Source organism: Paenibacillus mellifer (assembly GCF_023195895.1).
Taxonomy (GTDB): Bacteria; Bacillota; Bacilli; order Paenibacillales; family Paenibacillaceae; genus Fontibacillus; species Fontibacillus mellifer.
This window is the reverse complement of sequence record NZ_JALPRK010000006.1, coordinates 169,459-185,866: the sequence shown is the minus strand read 5'-3', so window position 1 is coordinate 185,866 and position 16,408 is coordinate 169,459. Positions and strand designations below refer to the sequence as shown.

General features: G+C 51.3%; 12 protein-coding genes. 5 read left to right on the top strand and 7 right to left on the bottom strand.

What is annotated here, in order from left to right:
- Positions 1-291 precede the first annotated feature (291 nt).
- The 3 genes from M0651_RS09175 to M0651_RS09165 are packed head-to-tail and all read left to right on the top strand — an operon-like array spanning position 292 to position 2,557.
- Entirely contained in the window at positions 292-780 is a 489-nt protein-coding gene (locus M0651_RS09175) for a type IV pilus modification PilV family protein (protein ID WP_248551543.1), read from the top strand.
- A 14-nt stretch (positions 781-794) separates the two neighbouring features.
- Complete coding sequence (locus M0651_RS09170) at positions 795-1,277, top strand: prepilin-type N-terminal cleavage/methylation domain-containing protein (RefSeq protein ID WP_248551542.1); 483 nt, start codon at positions 795-797, stop codon at positions 1,275-1,277.
- 11 nt (positions 1,278-1,288) lie between these two features.
- Entirely contained in the window at positions 1,289-2,557 is a 1,269-nt protein-coding gene (locus M0651_RS09165; protein WP_248551541.1) for a hypothetical protein, read from the top strand.
- Between the two features lie 337 nt (positions 2,558-2,894).
- On the opposite strand, the gene M0651_RS09160 is transcribed toward M0651_RS09165, so the two are convergent.
- The 3 genes from M0651_RS09160 to M0651_RS09150 form a co-directional block, all read right to left on the bottom strand.
- Positions 2,895-3,848 (bottom strand): DUF4367 domain-containing protein, encoded by a 954-nt coding sequence (locus M0651_RS09160; protein ID WP_248551540.1) that lies wholly within the window; start codon positions 3,846-3,848, stop codon positions 2,895-2,897.
- Positions 3,841-4,431 (bottom strand): sigma-70 family RNA polymerase sigma factor, encoded by a 591-nt coding sequence (locus M0651_RS09155; protein ID WP_248551539.1) that lies wholly within the window; start codon positions 4,429-4,431, stop codon positions 3,841-3,843. Before M0651_RS09155 ends, M0651_RS09160 begins: the two co-directional genes overlap by 8 nt.
- 183 nt (positions 4,432-4,614) lie before the next feature.
- A complete protein-coding gene (locus tag M0651_RS09150; RefSeq protein ID WP_248551538.1) occupies positions 4,615-6,006 on the bottom strand; it encodes an L-cystine transporter in 1,392 nt (463 codons plus the stop codon).
- 492 nt (positions 6,007-6,498) lie between these two features.
- Between M0651_RS09150 and M0651_RS09145 the strand changes: the two genes are divergently transcribed.
- Positions 6,499-8,208, top strand: coding sequence for an alpha-amylase family glycosyl hydrolase (locus tag M0651_RS09145; RefSeq protein ID WP_248551537.1), 1,710 nt, complete (start codon positions 6,499-6,501; stop codon positions 8,206-8,208).
- Positions 8,209-8,318: 110 nt separating this feature from the next.
- On the opposite strand, the gene M0651_RS09140 is transcribed toward M0651_RS09145, so the two are convergent.
- The 4 genes from M0651_RS09140 to M0651_RS09125 form a co-directional block, all read right to left on the bottom strand.
- The gene (locus M0651_RS09140) at positions 8,319-10,394 is read right to left on the bottom strand and encodes a methyl-accepting chemotaxis protein (protein WP_248551536.1); all 2,076 of its coding nucleotides are present in this window, start codon (positions 10,392-10,394) and stop codon (positions 8,319-8,321) included.
- Between the two features lie 87 nt (positions 10,395-10,481).
- Positions 10,482-11,327 carry a sugar ABC transporter permease gene (locus M0651_RS09135; protein ID WP_248551535.1) on the bottom strand — a complete coding sequence of 282 codons (846 nt, stop codon included), beginning with the start codon at positions 11,325-11,327 and terminating at the stop codon, positions 10,482-10,484.
- On the bottom strand, positions 11,324-12,628 hold the full coding sequence (locus M0651_RS09130) for a carbohydrate ABC transporter permease (protein ID WP_248551534.1): 1,305 nt from the start codon (positions 12,626-12,628) through the stop codon (positions 11,324-11,326). Before M0651_RS09130 ends, M0651_RS09135 begins: the two co-directional genes overlap by 4 nt.
- Positions 12,629-12,725: 97 nt before the next feature.
- A complete protein-coding gene (locus M0651_RS09125; protein ID WP_248551533.1) occupies positions 12,726-14,048 on the bottom strand; it encodes a sugar ABC transporter substrate-binding protein in 1,323 nt (440 codons plus the stop codon).
- Positions 14,049-14,653: 605 nt separating this feature from the next.
- On the opposite strand from M0651_RS09125, the gene M0651_RS09120 reads away from it, so the two are divergent.
- The gene (locus M0651_RS09120; protein WP_248551532.1) at positions 14,654-16,396 is read left to right on the top strand and encodes an alpha-glycosidase; all 1,743 of its coding nucleotides are present in this window, start codon (positions 14,654-14,656) and stop codon (positions 16,394-16,396) included.
- Positions 16,397-16,408: the final 12 nt, after the last annotated feature.

The following is a 16,408-nucleotide window of genomic DNA, read 5'->3' as shown; positions in this document are numbered from 1 at the left end:
TTCACCTCATCACTGTTGGTATTTTTATGAGAGTCTGTGCGTGCATGTGCTGAAAAACAAGCTGTTCCGAGGTTAGTTCCAAAGGCCTATTCTACTACGTTCGGGTCATTTGATAGATTACACGAGGAAAATTTATGTATTCTTAATTTCATAACGATTATATACCTTTCACAAAAACGATGCTATCATTTTTATAGTAAAATATACCTAGAATACATAGCTCGACAGGACTCTCCATCGACTAACAAGACTCAACATTTTTTTATATCGTTTGAAAGCGAGTGGATTGTCATGAAATTCGCCTTAAACCCAAAAAAATCTCCCCTTCGGCATACCATCGCGCGGGAAGACGGTCTGACGTTGCTAGAAGTAGCCCTTGCGCTAGTGATTCTCTCTATCGTCAGCTTATATTTTCTATCCTATTTCACGAACAGCACTACGCAGAGCAAGCTTACGAACCAACGCCTGTCTGCGACCCATTTGGCCAACGCCCGTCTCCACGAGATTCAGGACATGGAGTTTACGGTGCTGCAAACCTGGGCCAACCGCCCCCCGGGTGCGCTGCCTAATGCGACGAAGGACATCTACCTCCTGACGACCGAGATCAGTGACCGCAATTCGAAATACGCTTCCAATCCCGACATTCTGTACATCACCGTAACGGCCTATTGGCAGCCCGATCCGTCCCAAGGAGCCGGCAAGTATAGACATAAAGTTTCAATTACCGGTGCCGTCAAGAAGAACTACGCTGCCGCTTCTACGGGAGGAATCACACCATGAGGAGACGCTTCAGGATGATGCATCGAGAAGACGGGATCACCTTGGTGGAGCTGCTAGCGGCATTGGCTTTATCCGGTCTCTTGGTCATTTTGGTGTCAACCGTATTGACCACGTCGTTGTTCGCCTTTGGACGAGTCAACCATGAAACACAGCTGCGGAATAAGGCGATTACGTTGAGTTCCACGCTCCAGGCCAAACTGAAAAATGCCGTGGCGGTCTCAAGCTCCGGATCTGGATCCGGAGGCAGCTTTACCCAATTTCAGGCCGATGTGGTTACCGACGCGTTATCGGAGGCAACCCAGACAATCCGTATCCAACTGAATGGCGGGCAACTTCTCCTGGATGGGGTTCGCTTCAGCGATGAAACATTGGATTTAACCGGCACCACGTTCTCCAAGGGAAGCAACGATTTACTTCTGAACCTGCGGGTTGCACTAAAGAATGAGCCTAAGGTGGAACCGATCTATCTATTCGTTTCGATAAAACTTGTATCGTGAGGTGCGTAGGGATGAATGGACGTAGGCAAGCGGCTTTCCGACAAGAGCAAGGTTATGCCTTGATTTCTGTATTGCTTCTGGTTGCCCTGCTGCTCGTGATCGGCACGCTAGTTATGCAGTCGGTGACGAACTCCCAAGGCATGGTGAACATCTCCGAAGATATCGTCTCCGCCCAAGCTGACGGCGAAACGAAGTTGCTGATCAAGCTTTCTGAACTTAGAACCGCCATCATGGCGCTGAAGAATAAAGATAAGGTTACGTTGGACGATGTCAAAGCTGCCGCCACTCCTTATGTAGAGTCAGGTACGGTAACCTTGGATAAGGCGAACCAACGATATGTCGCGATTGTCAAAGCCGACGGAGTGTCGGACAAAATAACCCAAACCTTCCGGCGGAAGGTGGAGATTACGCTCTCCTTCACTCCCGGCGATCCTTCCCCGGGAACCGGAACCGGCGGGTATGCCGTGGTTAGCTTTGGAGCAATGGCGTTGAACGGAACGACGATTAATGGCAACGTCTATTCGGCAGGCGCTGTCGCCAACAATCAGTCCAAAATCAACGGAGTTCTCGTATCCCCAACCCTACCGGGCGGATCGAGCTTAACACCACCCAGCCGTCTGGAGATAACCTCCATCGTGAATCAGATTGATAAGGAGTTGAAGACGACCAAGTCGGCCCTCTTCTCCACTCCAGTTACACCGCTGGATTTCGAGGTCAAAGCGAATACCAAATATACCAAGTCAACCGTCTTGAATTCGATCAAATTAATGTCCAATGTCACTCTAACGGTAGAAGGTGATCTTTGGGTGAATGGTGAGGTAACGATGGAAGCTAACTCGTCGATTGTTACCAGCGGGATCATCTACATTAGCGGAAACTTGATAATTAGTGGGGGTACGAGTTCCAAACTGCAGGCTAACCTCATTAAAGTAAACGGGACCACCAACTTTAACAGCGACCCAACGGTGAACATCACCGGAGATTTCTACGGAAGCACATTCAATACAGGCGGTACCCTGCTGGCAAAAAACATCTATTTGACGGGAACGATGAACGGAAACTTGAATGGCATCAATCAATTTGCGTTGTTCGCTGCAGGTTCCGTAACACTGAACAACGGGAATTCCCCTTCGACCTTAACGGGCAGTGTGTATGCGAACGGCGCACTTACAATCAACGGGAACGACAAAGTCACCATTAACGGCATCGCCTCTCCCCCCGCTCCCCCCCAGAAGCCGTCGGAGATCAAGTTTGAGGAGAAGAACGTTGTGATCAACTGATCGTTCTCGCTGCGGTAACACACTTTATGCCCTGAAATAGCGCACCGGAGCGCTTGAGCTACTCTAACGGACTCCAACGCCGTTATTTCGGGATAACAGCCAGCTATAAACATGTAACGGACCCCACAGACCTTATTTGGCGTTTTTGAGCAGCATGTGCGGTATTTTCGGCCAAATAACGGCTCTACGGTCCGTTAGAATTTGAACCGGCCCCATTTGGGGCAAATAAGGTCTCTCAGGTCCGTTAGAGTGACCATTAGCACGTGATGAGCCGATGAGCCTGAGGCAGCGCACAAACAAACCGGCCGCAACTGCGAGCCGGTTTGTTCTCTGCGATTTATTTCAAAGACTCCGCGATTCGGATCAATTCGCTCTCTTCCAATCCTTTGGCGACCAAATCAAACATCACGCCATCCGTTTCCCAAGCGATCGAGTTCCCATTCACGATAACGGCATCTACACCACCGATTTGGGTCTGCTTCACCGCACCTTCCGTAGAGCTGGCATAAGCGGTTTCTTCATCGGCCATCCGCTGCTGAATGTAAATTTCATTTCCAGTACCCGATTTGGCAAAATACAAACTGATGTATTTCGGACTCGCGGTCCCCTGCTCATCGAGATACTGTTCGGCCCGGTTGAAGGCGTAACCTTTCGGCAAGAACTCCGGCATTTTCACCTGGAATGCGGTGTGTTGGCTTAAGGCTTCCGGATCGGTCAATGTAAGGATCCCTTCCTTCACCTCTGCATCTGCTTGAGCCTTGGTTATGATCTCATTGTTGGTGAATCCGGCAATCTCCTCGCCATCCGCTGTATACAACGTCCCTGTATGGGAGTTCACCTCATGAACGGGTTTGCCGTCCTTCGTGAACACCTTACCCTGCAAAACTTCCGGCAACGAGGTTGATGCCTCGTCCGAAGGAGAATCAACCTGATAAACGGTAATATGTCCTAAGGTTACGGTGGAGATGATCCGGTCCAGAATTCCGCTGGCAAACGACGAAGGTGCAAATCCAATTCCGATCACCAAGGCTAGCGCCGCGGCAAAGGCCACCCCTCCGGCAAGCTTGCGGCCCGTCAAGCCACGGGCGGCGCCGCGAGCAGAAGTATGGTTCGTGATCCGCTCTTTTACCGCCTCTTTATGGGCTCCCGCACCCAGTTCGGCAGCGGCAAGCGCTCCTCCGAAAGCTACCAACTCGGCGTACTCTCCGGGCTGGTTCACGGGAACTTCACGCCCTTCCAGCAGGGCATCCAAATCAGCTTCAAAACGGCGGCATTGTTCTGAGTTATCCATCTCTATCCTTCCTTTCAAGTTCCAACTTTAATTTCTTTGTGGCGCGAAACAACATCACCCCGACATGGCTTTCGCTTAAGTCTGTGAATTCGGCGATTTGAACATTCTTCAGACCGGCACCGAATTTGAGGGCAATCACATGTCGTTCCAGGGGTTTTAACATCTGCAAGGCTCGACTCATTTCCGTCTCCGCTTCCCGGACGAGAGTCCGGTCCTCCGGCCTTTGCTCTCGGGATGGCGACTCTTTAAACAGATCCAGGGAATACCACTTCCGTCTCTGCTGCTTGCGGTAATAATCATTTACCGTATTGCGGGCTATCGCGATCAGCCATACCTCAATCGGGGAACGGTCTGCTCGGAAGGTGCCGTAACGGGTCCAACCCTTCTCGAAGACCTGACTGGTTAAATCCTCTGCCGTATAGTCGCAGTCCACCCGGAAGCGAATATATTTGAAGATTCGGGTATAGTAGGTTTCGAAAATCACTTCGAATCCCGTATCGGCCGTTACCGCTGTTGTCTGCTCTACTTGATCTCGCTTGTCCTGCTTCTTAACGGATGGAAACAGCGCGCGCTGCTGCAGCATGTTCCTTCCCCTCCTTTCTCCAAGGGACGGATTTCTTGGGGCCACTTCCTCCGCGCGGCAGGATGCCGCCTCCAAGCCATCCGCATGTTAATACGTTTAAGGCACGGGAATCATTACACTTGCCCACAAAAAGAACCGCCAGGCCTACGCCCAGCGGTTCAGATTCCTATACATTGCTTTATGTTACGCAGTTACGACGTCCAAATCCACGTCGCGTTTGAACGTCTCGGTGTCGTTCTCGCCGAGGATCTTGCCGGTGATTACGCCGGCCGTGATCGAGTCGTTGACGTTCAGGGCGGTCCGGCCCATGTCGATCAACGGTTCAACGGAGATCAAGAGACCCGCCAACGCGACCGGTAGATTCATCGTCGACAGAACGATCAGCGAAGCAAACGTCGCTCCGCCGCCGACGCCGGCGACCCCAAACGAACTTATTACAACAACCAGGATCAACGTCAAGATGAAGTCCCAGCTCATCGGGTTGATTCCTACGGTTGGGGCGATCATAACGGCCAGCATCGCCGGATAAATCCCGGCGCAACCGTTTTGCCCAATCGTTGCACCAAACGAAGCCGACAAGTTGGCGATCCCTTCCGGTACGCCTAAACGTTTCGTCTGTGTTTCCACATTCAGCGGAATCGTTGCGGCACTCGAACGCGAGGTGAATGCAAACACCAGCGTCGGGAGCACCTTACGCACGTATTGAATCGGATTGTACCCAAATGCAGCCAACAGGATCAGGTGAATGATAAACATCACGATCAAGGCCACATAGGAAGCACCAACGAACTTGATCAGCTTCAAAATCTCTTCCGCATTGGTTGTGGCCGCGACGTTCGTAATCAACGCCAAAATGCCGTAAGGTGTCAAACGCAGTACCAGCGTAACGATCCGCATCACGACGGCATAGACCGCTTCAACCACTTTGCGGAACGTATCTGCCTGCTCCGGCTTCTTCTTATCCAACCCAAGCACCGCTACCCCGATAAACGCTGAGAAAATCACGACAGCCAAGGTCGATGTGCTACGCGCGCCCGTCATATCCGCAAACGGATTGGTCGGAATGAAGTCCAGCACTTGCTGCGGAATCGTCTTGTCTTCCACCGTGCCAAGCCGTTCTTCAAGCGCCGTCCCGCGCGCCTGTTCCCGTTCGCCCGCCTGGATTTCGATCGCCTTAAGATCGAAGCTCAAGCTGGTCACGATACTGACGCTCGCTGCGATTGCCGTCGTAATCAACAGCACCGCAATGATCAGTCCGCTCATTTTGCCCAGATTCTGCTTGCCTTTCAGGTTCATGATCGCTGAGATGATCGATACCATGATCAGCGGAATCACGACCATCTGCAGCAGCCCTACATAACCACGGCCGGCCAGATTAAACCAGTCGGTTGACTTCGCAATAACCTCCGAGCCTGCCCCATAGGACAACTGCAAAATAACGCCGAACACCAGCCCAAGGCCCAGCCCGGTAAATACCCGTTTTGTAAAAGAAACGTGCTTCTTCTGCATCCAAATCAGAACGCCGATCAGCACCAGCATGACAGCTACATTAATGATGATACGCAAGGTATCCATACCCAGATCTCCCCCTGAAAAATAATACATCCATTCGTCCTCGCACCAAGGTAGGTTAACGCCCAGATGCGATTTACAAATCGTATAATATCACATATACGAGTATTTTGATAGGATTAATTTTTACAGGGCTTGTCATGTACTTGAAGAAATTCCAGCTTCTCGTATAAGGCCGTAAACCCGCGGCCATACCATACAGAGAGTTCGTTCTTAACGGCCGAGTTCTAACGTTTGCACTTCAATATTCGGTAAATATTTAACGTTTATAGCTTAGTTTATGTTAAATTAGTTGGATTAGCTTAAGTTTTACCCCATAAATCAGCATGATTAGGCCGAAATAGGAAGTATTAATAAGAAATCCAGAGATAATCTGGAGTATTGCTGAAATAACGTCTAATTTTCCCTGATTTCATTTGTGCAAACGTTTTAATTATCTCATTAGGTCAGGTATGATAGTGAAATAAAGGAAAGATTGAGAAAGGAAGATGATCCATGCAAACCACAGGCCTTCTCAGGCGTACGAAGCTGCGGCGGATTGGAAGCGCTGTCCTCATCCTGCTGTTGCTGGCGGGCTGCACCGGAACGCCAGATGGGAACGGCACTGCCGCAAAACCAAAGGACAACAACGCAGGAACAAAGGCTGATTCTAGTCATAATTCGGGTGGGAGCGCAAAAGCCGTTACGGCCGATGCCGTAGATCCCCAGCCGTCAACGGTGTTCTATGAAGTCTTCGTCCGTTCCTTTGCCGATTCGAACGGCGACGGCATCGGAGACTTCAAAGGCTTGACTCACAAACTCGACTACTTGAACGACGGAAACCCGGATACCGACTCCGATCTGGGCATTGGCGGGATTTGGCTGATGCCGATTAATCCTTCGCCAAGTTACCACGGTTATGATGTGACCGACTATCGGGAGATCAACCCGGACTATGGTACATTGGACGACTTTCGCGAATTTCTGAATGAGGCGCATAAACGCGGGATCAAGGTCATCATGGACCTGGTCGTCAACCATACCAGCAAGGAGCACCCTTGGTTCAAGGAAGCGGCCGCTGAAAAGTCCAGTAGCTATCGGGATTGGTACGTTTGGGCCGAGGATAGCGGGCGGGCCACGTCCGGCTCCAGCGCCGCAGGAAGCGGCAACCCTTGGCATAGCGTACGGGGTGACCACTATCTAGGGATATTCTGGGAAGGGATGCCCGATCTCAATTTTGATAACCCGGAAGTACGGAAAGAAATGACCGAGACCGGTCAATTTTGGCTGGAGCAAGGGGTAGACGGATTCCGTCTGGATGCGGCAAAACATATCTACGAGGATCTGCAGACGGATAAAAGTCAAGCAACCACGGATAAGAACGTCGCCTGGTGGCAGGAATTCCGCAGCGGGCTGAAAGAAGTCAAGCCAGACGCCTACCTCGTGGGTGAGGTATGGGATCCTTCGGCAGCGTTGATCGCCTCCTACCTGGATGGGGCGCTGGATTCCGGGTTTAACTTTAGCTTGGCCGAAACGATCCTCAGCAGCGTCAAGAATGAGAAGGATGCGAATATCCCCTTCACGCTGGAGCGATCGTATAAGCTCTACGGCGAGAAATCCGGCGGAAATTTCGTCGATGCTACGTTCCTGACCAACCATGATCAGAACCGGGTCATGACCCAGCTGGAAGGCGATTTACCCCATGCGAAGATGGCGGCAAGCCTATTGCTGACACTTCCCGGCAACCCGTTTATTTATTACGGCGAGGAAATCGGCATGTATGGCGCAAAGCCAGATGAGCTGATCCGCGAGCCGATGCGTTGGACACAAGACGACAGCGACGGGCAGACGACCTGGGAAACCGCGGTGAACAATGCCGGCAAGAAAGCACTTAGCGTGAAGGAGCAAATCATTGACCCTGCTTCGCTGCTATCGCATTACCGCAAGCTGATTCAGATCCGGAATGAGTTTCCCGCGCTTAAAGACGGAGCCATTCTGGAATATGAAACGGACCAGCCGGGCATTACGGCCTTTGTGCGCGCCACGAAGGACCAGGCCGTACTCGTTGTCCACAACCTGACCGGCGGCAAACTTACCTTCACATTGAATTCGAATCAAGCGGACGGCAAGAGCTTCGCTAAGCTGCTGGCTGAAACAAGCGAAGGAGCCGAGCTTAGCGGGAACATGCTAGTAATACCAGCATATTCGACGGCCATTTTGGAATAAAGCTCGTCGCTGCACCTGAGTCCGTTAGCAGCCCGCCATAATAAAAACGCTCCGGCGGAAGGAAGTCTAGGCATCCTTCAACGCCGGAGCGTTTGTTATAAACGAAATTGTCAGTGGCTCCCCGCGCTCTCCACCTGAAACGCACTTAGCGACCGCTGCAGCTGCGCCGCCAGCTCCTCCAGCCGCGCCGACAGATCAACCAATCCGGCACTGACCCGATGCTGTTCCTGTGACATGGAAGCAACCTCCTCAGTGGAGGCATTCGTTTGTTCCACAACAGAACTGACCGTATCCACAAAGTCATTCAGGATCGATTGCGAATGCAGCAGCTCCTGTACGGAGGCGGACGAACTCCGAATCTCCGTTACAAAACGCTCCATCTCCCCCTTAACGTTCTGGAAGATACCCGCCGCCTCTTTCACGGCTTCCGTTTGCGCGGCAAACAGCGGGGAAATGCCCGTGAGCACCTCGACGGTTTGTCCGATCGCCTCCTGGATCTCCTCGGTGATCGCCGATACGGTTTGGATCGATTCCCCCGAAGCCGCGGCCAACTCCCGAATTTCTCCGGCGATGACCATAAACCCTTTGCCGGCAGTTCCCGCCCGGGACGCTTCGATCGAAGCGTTAAGGGACAATATATTCGTCTGCTTCGTCATCTCCACCATCGGGGCGAGGATCGACCGAATCGAGTGTGTGCTCCGGCTCAGCTTGTCCGAATTTTCCTCCAACAAGGCCGTCATACGCGCCACCGATTCGGTTTTCTCCACCAGTTGCTCCATGTACGCTTCCCCTCGTTGGCTCACGTCGATGACGCGGCCTGCCGATTCGTCCATCGCCGTGTTAAGCTGAGCTACGCGGCCCATTTGATCGCCGATCCGCTCTGCCGTCTCGGTTCCCTTCTCCGCTTCTGCAGCAAGACTCTCCGCCCCGGCTGCAATTTCTCCCGTCGCTTGCGCAATTTCAGCAGCGGTTTGCGAAGTCTCGCGCGAGGCTCTCGTCAGATTCTCTGCCGTCGTCAGCAATTCCACTGCAGACACGTTTGTTTGATTCACCAGCCGAGAAATTTGCTCCAGCATCCGGTTAAAGCTGTGGCCCAACCGTCCGATTTCATCTCGCCCCTTGAAATGGGTGCGAACCTGCAAATTCCCGCGTTCGCCTTCCTCCATCAACCGGCAGAGCTTCTCCAAAGGCCGGCCGACCATGCGCACCAGCAAGTATCCGATCAGCGCCGCAACCACCACGGCACCCAATAAAACAAATCCCATCACCACCAGCAGCCGATCGGCCGCGCTCAGAAAATCGCTCTCCGGAGCGTACCCGACAATACGCCAGTCTACGGTTTGCAAGGGTCTATACACAACCAGCTGCTGAACCCCTTGCTCGTCGGCGGCCTGGAACGAACTCTTCCCTGATTCTGCCCGTTTCGGATCTACCTTGATCACGGATTCCGTCTCCAGCAGGGCTTGATCCGCTGCATGGACAATGCGGTTATCCGCAGTAAGCACCCGAACCTGTCCGGTCTTTCCGATTTGCAGATTGCCCAGAATGTCCCCCAACGCCTGCGCTTTAATCTCAAACAGCAGGACGTACTCCGCCTCCGGATGATTCATGTTCCGCAGCAATCGCGCCATCGTAACCGTCGGTTCGGTGTAGGCGTCAAAGAACCCCTTCTGCAGCGCCGGGAACCATACAGGTTCGCCTTCAGCTTCCAGCACCGATTTCACCCGGCCTTGCACCACTTCGTCCGTACGAACCGAGCTGACTCCCGATGACTTATACGATTTCACGTCTTCCAGGCCTTTGGTGACCAAACGCACCCCTTGAAGGCGTTCGTCTGCCCCCTTCAACGCATCGAGCTTCTTGCGAATTCGATCTTCGGCTTGCGTTTTGGCGACCGTCCCGATCCCCGGTTGGTTGACCGTCTCCAAATCGCTCCGCAACGTCTGATCGACGGCTAACTGCCGCGAGGACGCCTCATACTGGTCAAGCAGGAAATCAAGCTTGTCCGCCGCCTGCTCCACCGCCTGGGCGGAAGCCGACGCCACCTGCTCACGGATAATCTCCCGCGACGCCCGGTAGGAGCTGAATCCAAGTACTCCTGACAACACGACAACAGCAGCAAATACAATCACAAACAACTTAAAGCCCACGGAATTCCAACGCCACTGACCGCGAAGCTTCTTCATACCCGCATCCCCTTTTTCATTATGTATAAAAGAAAGGGTATAGCCCATGACTGTGGCTATACCCAGATGTCTTGCATCCCTAAAGCTTTATCCCTTGCTGGCGCCCGAAGTTAAGCCGTCAACAAGCAACCGCTGCAGGAACATGAACAGGATCGTGATCGGCAGTGCGATCAGAACCGCTCCTGCGGCAAACAAGGTAAAGTTACTATTTTGGTTACTGCTGACCATATCCCACATGCCGACTGCCAACGTCCAATTCTCCTTCGTCCGCAATACGAGCCGGGCAAAGATGAAGTCAACCCATGGACCCACAAACTGGGTCAACGCCATGTACGTCAGCATGGGTCTAGACAGCGGGAGAATGATTCGCCGGAAAATCAAGAAGTTGCTGGCGCCGTCAATTCGCGCCGCCTCATCCAGCGATCGCGGGATCGTATCGAGGAAGCCCTTGGCGATAAACGTCCCCCCGAGTGGCGCCCCCGCTGCATACACGATAATCAGGGCAATATGCGTATCGAGCAACTGTAGTTCCCGCAGTAGCAGGTAAATGGCGATCATGCTCATGAAGCCCGGGAACATCCCCAGAACAAGCATGCCGGATAACGCCGTTTTGCGCCCACGGAACCGGAACCGGGATAACGCATAGCTGGTGAGCAACGTCAGCAGCACGCCCAGGAGCATGGAGAATACGGCGATTTTCAGCGTATTCAAGTACCAGGTACCGAACAAATAAGTTTTCGACGTGAACAGTTCGGTATAATGGTCAAGCGTAAACTTCTCCGGGATCAATGTTTTGCTATACAGCGATTTACCCGGCCGCAAAGAACCGAAGACGACCCATAGCACCGGGTAAACGGCGGCAATGCTCAGCATAACCAGCACAATATAACTGGCGCCTAGGCGAATCGCGTTTCGTATTTTCCGTCCGCTCATTGGATCATATCCTCCTCTTTAAACGACTTGGTTCTGCGGTAGTTATAAATCGAGAACGAAGCGATAATGATGAAAATAATGATCCCGATAGCAGAGGCCATGTTGTATTTGTTTTGGTTCAGCGTCAGTTTGTAGAGCCATGTTACCAGAAGGTCGGTGGCCCCGGCATACTGATAATCGCCTTTAACCGGATCGCCGCCCGTCAACAGGAAGATGGCGTTAAAGTTGTTGATATTACCGGCAAACTGAGTAATGAGTGTTGGCGCGGTTGTGAACAGGATCATCGGCAGCGTCACGATTCTGAACTTCTGATATCCGGTAGCTCCGTCCACTTCAGCCGCTTCGTACAGATCCTTCGGAATCGTGGTCAGTACACCCAGGATCAACAACATGGAGACCGGAATCCCCACCCACATATTAACGACGATAACCGTCACTTTCGCCCAGAACGGATCGGTCAGCCACGGTAACCCGCCTAACCCGAAATAGCCGAGATATTGGTTAATCGGGCCAAATTGGCCGTTAAACATATTTCTCATGACAAGCAGCGAAATCAGCTGCGGAATGGCGTAAGGAAGAATTAAAATCGTTCTCCATAACCCCTTAAAGCGAATGCCCCTCTGATTGATAAGCAAGGCCACAAGCAACCCGCCAAAATAAGTCGTTACCGTTGACAAAATCGCCCAGATAATCGTCCAGGTCAAAACACCGTAGAAGGTATGGCTCCAGGTTTTGAGCGCTACCAGATTCTTAAACGTTCCGAATCCCACCCAATCGACCAGCATGGCCGGCGGAATGTGCTTCGGCGCCGAATAGTTGGTGAACGCTAGAAGGATCATGAAAATGATCGGCATGACGGTAAAGAATAAAATACCGACAGCAGGAATACTCAAAAATGCGACCGCAAATTTATAGTCCAATACATAACGTACCGATTGCTTAAAGTTATTCGGTTTCTTGCCATTCTCGCGTTCCAACCCGATTTTGCGGGCATCCCGAACGTTCATGACATACACGAGAATAAAAATCGCCACAAACAGCAGCGTAATCAAACTTTGAATCATGATGAAAATGGAGTGATCCCAATCCCCGTTCATATTCGCCCCGGTTCTTGGTGTTTCCCCAAGCGTGACGATTCCCCAAACTGCATATCCTAAGTTTCCAATGAAATAAATAACGCTAAAAGCTTCAAATAGGACGAGGAGCAACCCTTTGATATATTGCCGATTATATAGTTGTCCAAGACCCATGCACAGTATCGACAAAATCGTCGCCCGATCCCGGTGTTGGTGTCGGTCCATTTCCCTTCCTTCTCCTCTCCCTTGGGAAATTAAGGATGACCCGCCGCTATAAGCGGCGGGCTCAACCTTTCCTCACTGGGTGAAAGTAAGTTCTGACTTACTCAGCTGCCCCGCTGTTCAAATCTTTAATTTGCTTGATTGCACTTTCCATAGCTTGTTTCGGATCCGCATTATTATTCCAGATTTCCGGGAACGCTGCGTTTACAGGAGACCAAACGTTAGACATTTCCGGAATGGAAGGCATTGGCTGAGAGTTTTTCGCTTGCTCAGCAAAAGCCGATACGTAAGGATCGTTTTTGATTTGATCGCTTTCCAGCGCTTCAAGGTTCGTTGGAACTGCGCCGACTTTCTCGTTCAATAGAAGTTGAGCATCTTTCGAAGAAGCAAAGTTTGCGAACAATTTTGCTGCATTCGGATATTTCGTAAAGGAGTTAACAACCCAAACTTTGATCCCAGAGAACGTGATCGCCGTTTTACCGTTAATGGTCGGATACGGAGCCAGACCCAAGTTGTCACCGAGAGCCGCTTTGTATCCTGCCAACTCCCAAGGACCGTTGATGTCCATTGCAACGTCGCCTTCGTTAAACAAGCTGCGTTTGATGTCCGGATTGATGTCGCCGCTGTTGATAGGAAGAGCTGCCTTCAAGCTTTGGAACACTTTCAAGCTTTCAATTGCACCTTCACTTGCCAACCCGATGTCGTCCGGGTTTGTACCGTTGTCGCCAAACAGGTAACCGCCGTTGCTGGCAATAAACGGATAGTTGAAGTACATGTTGCCGACTTCCCACATAATCCCGTATTTGTTTTTGGATTTATCCGTGAACGTTTTGCTAAATTCCAGAACGTCTTTGAAATCCTTAGGTGCTTCTGGAAGGATCGATTTATTGTAATACAAAGCCATCGTTTCCGCTGCTCTCGGGTAACCGTACAGCAAGCCGTCATAGGTAGCACCTTGAATGGAGGCTTCCGTATTGTTTTTCGTTGTTTCTTCTGCAAACGCATCGTTTGGCAAAATCAGACCGGAGGTTGCTGCATTACCCAAGTGATCGTGAGGCACGATCAGAACGTCGGCGGCGAGGCCGGATGGTCCGTCTTGCGTCAATTTACCGATTTGATCGGTAGGAGCTACTTCTTCGATCTTTACATTTACGCCGTATTTCTCAGTAAATTGCTTGGCGATTTCGTCTGTAAATACTTTCTCTTCTTTACTTTCCCAAATGACCAGTTCCGCGCCATCTTCCGGAACGATCGAGTCTGCGGAAGCATTGTTGCCGGTTCCCGTATTTCCAGTGTTTTCGGCTTGATTCGCCGGAGCGTTCGCACTTCCGTTGTTGCCGCCGTTATTGCTTGATCCGCAAGCTGTGATGGAAATAACCAAGGACAGCGCCGCTACCAAGGTCAATGCCTTTTTGAACTTCATTACAATAACCCCTCCTAAATATGATATAGACGTTTTTGCGCAAACGTTTTCAGAAAATACCTGAAACTATTGGATAGTTGTCTTTTCTCGCCTCGATAGTTTAGTATTTCCCGCCCGAAAGCGCTTTATCCATGTAACACATCATACATCATGCCGCAGAACTTGTAAAAACGTTTGCACAGAGCTTAAATAGGGGTAAATCATTTCATATCTCTTCATTTCTTTTATTTACTCCGTAATTCGCATATTTTACTTATTCACGAGTTTGCCATACGTTAGCAGATGTGGCATGTTTGTGCGTTTTTTCTCTATGTATCAAGCTCTAATCGGTACTTCTCGTCCCGAATAGCGCTTGCTCTCGCTCGAAATAATTACAGCTCCCCTTCTATCTTGTGCAATGGTTTGAACAGTGTTATAATCCGGATCAATGAGAGCAATACTAGCTTTGCCGCTTGGTTCAATAATTCGAAGGCGCTGTTATCGAAAGGTACATCCTCGGCCCGTTACTCGGCTTGGATGTGCTTTTTTTGCTTATGAAACAAGCCGGCCCGGTACGGGATCTGGCGGACGAAGCGATCCATTAACGATTCTAGGAGGGAATTACTATGTTACTCGAAGCGGTGTATCACCGTCCCAAACTCAATTGGACTTATGCTTACGACAACAAGACACTCCATCTACGCCTGCGGGCCAAGAAAAACGATCTCACCGAAGTTTACGCTTTTGTTGGGGATAAATACATGTGGGATCAAAGCAAAGAGTTGATTCCGATGACCCTCATGATTAGCGATGAGATGTTCGATTATTGGGAATGCTCGTATCAGCCGCCGCTGCGCCGGACGAGATACGGCTTTCTGCTGAAATCCGGCGACAAGCAAATCTGGATGACGGAAAGCGAATTTACAAAGGAACGCCCTGCCGGTCCGGAACGGCTGTTCGAATTCCCGTTCATCAATCCAATCGACGTGTTTACACCACCGGCTTGGGTGAAGGACGCCATCTTCTATCAAATCTTCCCGGAGCGCTTCGCTAATGGGGATCCAAACAATGATCCGAAGGGGGTATTGCCTTGGGGTGGCAAGCCAGAACGCGATAACTTCTTCGGCGGGGATCTGCAAGGCGTGATCGATCATCTCGACCATCTAAGTGAACTTGGAATTACGGGCATCTATTTCACCCCGTTGTTCGAGGCCACAACCAACCATAAATACGATACCGCCGACTATATGAAGATCGACCCTCATTTTGGCGATATCGCTACGATCAAGAAGCTGGTTCAAGCCTGCCACGAGCGTGGGATCAAGGTGCTGTTCGACGCCGTATTTAACCACTCGGGCAAGACGTTTGCTCCGTTCGTCGACGTCATGGAAAAAGGCGAAAAGTCCCGCTACAAAGACTGGTTCTACGTGCGTGAATATCCGCTGCAAGTGAAGAATGGCGTACCAACCTACGACACGTTTGCATTCGAACCGCTGATGCCGAAGCTAAACACCGAGAATCCGGAAGTCAAAGAATACTTGTTGAAAGTCGCGGAATTTTGGATCAAGGAGATCGGGATCGATGGCTGGCGGTTGGATGTCGCCAACGAAGTGGACCATGCCTTCTGGCGTGATTTCCGCAAAACAGTGAAGGCCGCCAACCCGGAGGCCTACATCTTAGGGGAGATCTGGCATGAGTCGTCGGGCTGGCTGCAAGGCGACCAATTCGACGCCGTAATGAACTATCCGTTCACCGAAGCGGTGCTTGATTTCGTCGTGCGCGGTACGTTGGATGCCGAAGGCTTCGCAAATGCAATCGGCAAGCAGTTGTCCCGGTATCCGCTGCAGGCAAGCGAAGTGGCGTTTAATCTGCTCGATAGCCACGACACCCCTCGTCTGCTGACGTTATGCAAGGACAACAAAGCCCAAATGAAGCTGGCGGCCCTGTTCCAGTTTACATACAGCGGAACGCCTTGCATTTACTACGGGGACGAAGTGGGCCTGGACGGCGGCGCGGATCCGGATTGCCGCAAGTGTATGGAATGGGATCCGAAACGTCAGGATCGCGACTTGTTCGCGTTCTATCAGAAACTTATCGCGGTTCGCAAGGAGCTGGCTCCGCTTCGCACCGGCAGCCTGAAATTCCTTCTCGCAGAGAAGGAAGGCTCGAAGCTGGCTTACGAACGTGTATTGAATGGAGAGAAAGTGCTTGTTCTGCTGAATAATTATGATGCCGGACAGACCATTGAGGTTCCTGCGACAGGTTCGTCTTGGCGCGATGCCTTCGGCAGCCAAACCTACTCGACTTCCGATGGCAAGCTCGCTGTTAAGCTTCCGGCTTATGGTTATGCTGTGCTGACCCTGGCGTAGGCGAACCCTTTT